This window comes from Mesorhizobium sp. M4A.F.Ca.ET.050.02.1.1, from assembly GCF_003997725.1.
Lineage (GTDB): Bacteria > Pseudomonadota > Alphaproteobacteria > Rhizobiales > Rhizobiaceae > Mesorhizobium.
The window spans coordinates 1-3,581 of record NZ_RZSG01000627.1 but is presented as its reverse complement, the minus strand read 5'-3'; the positions used below and the strand labels follow the sequence as shown (position 1 = coordinate 3,581).

General features: G+C 67.0%; 4 protein-coding genes and 2 pseudogenes. 2 read left to right on the top strand and 4 right to left on the bottom strand.

Annotated elements, in window-relative coordinates:
- Together EOA33_RS28240 and EOA33_RS28235 are read left to right on the top strand one after the other, a co-directional pair.
- On the top strand, nucleotides 1-566 hold a 566-nt coding region (locus tag EOA33_RS28240), incomplete at its 5' end, for a PfkB family carbohydrate kinase (protein WP_245482461.1).
- The gene (locus EOA33_RS28235) at nucleotides 566-1,840 is read left to right on the top strand and encodes a D-tagatose-bisphosphate aldolase, class II, non-catalytic subunit (protein WP_127407137.1); all 1,275 of its coding nucleotides are present in this window, start codon (nucleotides 566-568) and stop codon (nucleotides 1,838-1,840) included. The genes EOA33_RS28240 and EOA33_RS28235, both read left to right, overlap by 1 nt.
- Before the next feature lie 39 nt (nucleotides 1,841-1,879).
- Here the strand turns inward: EOA33_RS28235 and EOA33_RS28230 are convergent, their stop codons facing one another.
- The 4 genes and pseudogenes from EOA33_RS28230 to EOA33_RS28215 form a co-directional block, all read right to left on the bottom strand.
- Nucleotides 1,880-2,122, bottom strand: coding sequence for a hypothetical protein (locus EOA33_RS28230; RefSeq protein WP_127407136.1), 243 nt, complete (start codon nucleotides 2,120-2,122; stop codon nucleotides 1,880-1,882).
- Nucleotides 2,123-2,252: 130 nt separating this feature from the next.
- Nucleotides 2,253-2,882, bottom strand: a pseudogene (locus EOA33_RS28225) (glutathione S-transferase family protein).
- 105 nt (nucleotides 2,883-2,987) lie between these two features.
- Nucleotides 2,988-3,197, bottom strand: coding sequence for a hypothetical protein (locus tag EOA33_RS40900; RefSeq protein ID WP_245482460.1), 210 nt, complete (start codon nucleotides 3,195-3,197; stop codon nucleotides 2,988-2,990).
- Nucleotides 3,198-3,400: 203 nt separating this feature from the next.
- A pseudogene (locus EOA33_RS28215) lies at nucleotides 3,401-3,581 on the bottom strand (NAD(P)/FAD-dependent oxidoreductase); the annotation flags it as partial.

Here is a 3,581-nt window from a genome sequence, read left to right as displayed (position 1 = left end):
GTGCCGGCCATCTGCATGTCATGGGCTCGACCCTGTCGGTAGCGGGGCTGAAGGAGATCGTCGCCTATGCGGTGAAGGCGGTGCGGGCGCGCGGCGGCTCGACCTCCTTCGACCCGAATGTGCGCAAGGAGCTGATCGACGGCGCCGACGGCGCGCTGCTTTCCGCCCTTGTCGACGACGCCGATCTTCTGCTGCCTTCCGGCGACGAGCTGCTTGCCGCGGCCGGCGTCAACGACGAGAAAGAGGCTGTGGCGGCGCTGATCGCCAGAGGCGTCGGCGAGATCGTGCTGAAGCGCGGCGCCGCCGGCTCAACCCGTTTCGGCGCCGACGGCAGCCGGATCGACTGCGCCGGCTTCCTGGTCGAGGAAGTCGACCCGACCGGGGCCGGCGACTGTTTCGGCGCCACCTACCTCACCTGCCGGCGCAAGGGGATGGAGCCGGCCAAGGCGCTGTTCTATGCCAATGCCGCGGGCGCCCGCAACGTGACGCGGCGCGGGCCGATGGAAGGCCTTGCCGGTCTCGACGTGCTTGACGACTTCATCGCCGGGACGGCGCGAGCGACATGATGACCAATCCGCTGACAGGCCTCGCCACAGCGCGCAGAAACGGGTCGCCCTATGGCATCACCTCGATCTGCTCGGCGCATCCGCTGGTGATCCAGGCGGCGATCCGGCGCGCCGTCGCCGACCCGGATTTGATGCTGCTGATCGAGGCGACCTGCAACCAGGTCAACCAGTTCGGCGGCTATACCGGGATGACGCCCGACCTGTTCGTCGCCTTCGTCAAGGAGATCGCCAGCCGCGAGGGGCTCCAGCCCTCGCGCATCATCTTCGGCGGCGACCATCTCGGGCCCAATCCATGGCGCTCCGAGCCGGCGGCGCAGGCGATGGCCAAGGCCGAAGCCATGGTCACGGCCTATGTATGGGCCGGCTTCAGCAAGATCCATCTCGACGCCTCGATGGGCTGCGCCGGCGAGCCCGCAGCCCTCGACGACGAGACCATCGCGACGCGGGCCGCCCGGCTCGCCAAGGCGGCCGAGAAGGCGGCGCGGGCCAAGGGCGGCGCGCTGCCGCTCTACATCATCGGCACCGAGGTTCCCGTCCCCGGCGGCGCCGATCACGCGCTCAGCGACCTGAAGCCAACCGAAGCGGCGGCAGCGCGGCGCACGATCGAAAGCCATCGCGAGATTTTTGCGCGCGAGGGCCTCGGTGAAGCGTTCGGCCGCGTCATCGCTTTGGTCGTGCAGCCAGGCGTCGAATTCGGCAGCGAGAACGTCATCGCCTACAAACCCGATGCATCGAAGGCGCTGACCGGACTGCTCGATGAACAGCCGTCGCTCGTCTACGAGGCGCACTCCACCGACTACCAGAGCCGCGCGGCGCTGACGGCGCTGGTCGCCAACGGCTTTCCGATCCTCAAGGTCGGCCCGGGCCTGACCTTTGCCTTGCGCGAGGCGCTCTACGGGCTCGACCTGATCGCCGCGGAAATGGTCCCCGGCTATGGCGAGCGCTCGCTTGCCCGCGCGATGGAGCGGGTGATGCTGGCGGCGCCCGGCCATTGGCGCAGTCATTATCATGGCGGCGAGACCAGCCTCCATCTGCAGCGTCACTACAGCTACAGCGATCGCATCCGCTACTATTGGGGCAATCCTGCGGCAAGCGTCGCCGTCGGCCGCCTGCGCGAGGTGCTTACCGGCGTCGGCATCCCCGAAACGCTGATGCGGCAATTCCTGCCGACGCTGCCGTCAGGCCTCGGGCCGGCGAGCGATCCCGAAGCCATCCTGCTCGCGGCGGTCGATGCGGTGCTGGCGGATTACGAGGCGGCGTGCCGGGGCGGGTGAGCTGAGGACCTAAACCGGAGATGCCGGCGGGACAGCCCCCTAGTCAAACCCCGCCGCCGGCGCCCGCGGCCCGTCGTCCTCCTCCGGCGGCTGGAGGATCTCGATCAGCCGCGCCACCCGCATGCCCGGCAAGTGGCGGCCCTCATTGACCAGCGCCTCGTCGGCGCCGATCCAGGCAAAGGCCTCGCGCAGTTCGCCGAGGCTGGCGCCGGTCAGCGCGATGTCAGCGAGGACGGCCTCGTCCACCGGGCCCAGCACTGAAATGATGTCGTCGCGTGTCATGGTTGCCTCCGCGCCGGTCCGGCACCGAAGGGCCCGGCCCTGGTGACGGAATCTGGGGCGCGAAATCGGATAAGCAATGGCAGAGCCGGGTTTGGCGCGGATTCGAAACGCGGTCCTCGGCGAGCGGGCGTCAGGCGCCGGAATGTGGATCGATGCTGTAAGGATGGACGGGATAGTCGGGACCGATCGCGTCCCGCACCCGGCCGATCCACGCCGTCACGGACGGATAGTCCGCGAGCTTAAAGCCGCAATCCTCGGCGCGGTGGCTGTAGGCATAGACGGCGATGTCGGCAATGGTGAGAGTGTCACCGACAAGGAACGCCCCGTCGGCGAGGCTGCGCTCCAGCGCCGCCAGCGTACGGGCGCCGGCTTCGCGCTTGCCCGAAACCATCGCCTGATTGCGCTCGAGCCGCCCGGTCAGGACCCAGTAGCGCAGCGAGCCAATCACCGGCTCGACTTAATACTGCTCGAAGAACAGCCATTGCATCACCTTGGCGCGGAGAAGCCGGTCTGCCGGCAGATAGGATGTGCCCTCCGCGACGCAGACGAGGATCGCGTTGGACTCGGCGATCGCCTGCCCATTCTCAACGGCGAGCACCGGCACGGCGCCGGCCGGGTTGAGCTTAAGGAAAGCCTCCGTGTGGCTCTCGCCCTCGAAAATCGAGACGACGCGGGTTTCGTAGGCGATGCCGAGCAAGCCGAGCAGGACCCTCACCTTCCAGCCATTCTGCGACGGCAGATAATCGTAGAGCGTGAGCATGGTGGGCCCTTTCGTCCAATCGGGACCGGCTTCGCATAGCGCAGGGGTATGGTCCACCCGATTTATGCTAGGCCCCGAAGCGGCTCTAAACAGCCGCCGGCGATGTCAATCAGCGGGTGTAACGATCCGAACGACGACCATCGAATCGAGCCCCAGCACGCGAGCGAGGGCCAGTGCATTCGGCACAATCCAATATGGGGAGTCTGCGTCGAAGGGAGCATTGCTGTGCGTCAGGTTAAAGAGCGCCTTTGCGCAGACCTCTTCGAACATATACTGGGCCAAAGCCGGCACATCGTTCGCCTTTTCGGCCCGCAAGGTCTTGTGCCGGATATGATCGAAAAGGTGATGTGCTTTCAGTCAGGCCCCGCGATCTTTGACCATCGTGCGAAGGCGATCGAGAGTCTCGGTGTCGCGGACGTGCGGACCGAAGAACTCAAAGAGCTCCTGCATCTGTCGCAGCATGTCCCAACCTCTGGTCGGCATGAATGTCGTATGTCCCTCCTCGTCGGAAGCCGCCCTCACCCCCGCTTCTCGATATCGGCAGCCACAGCCATCGCTTCCAGGCCGATCTCGCGCAGCAGGCCGGTGACCGGGTTGTGGAAGCCGACGAGGTAGAGGCCGAGCTCCGAGGCGCGGGCGTCGACGCCGCTCTTCTGCGGCCTGAGCTCCGCCGGCAGGCACTTGTCGTAGGCGGGGCGG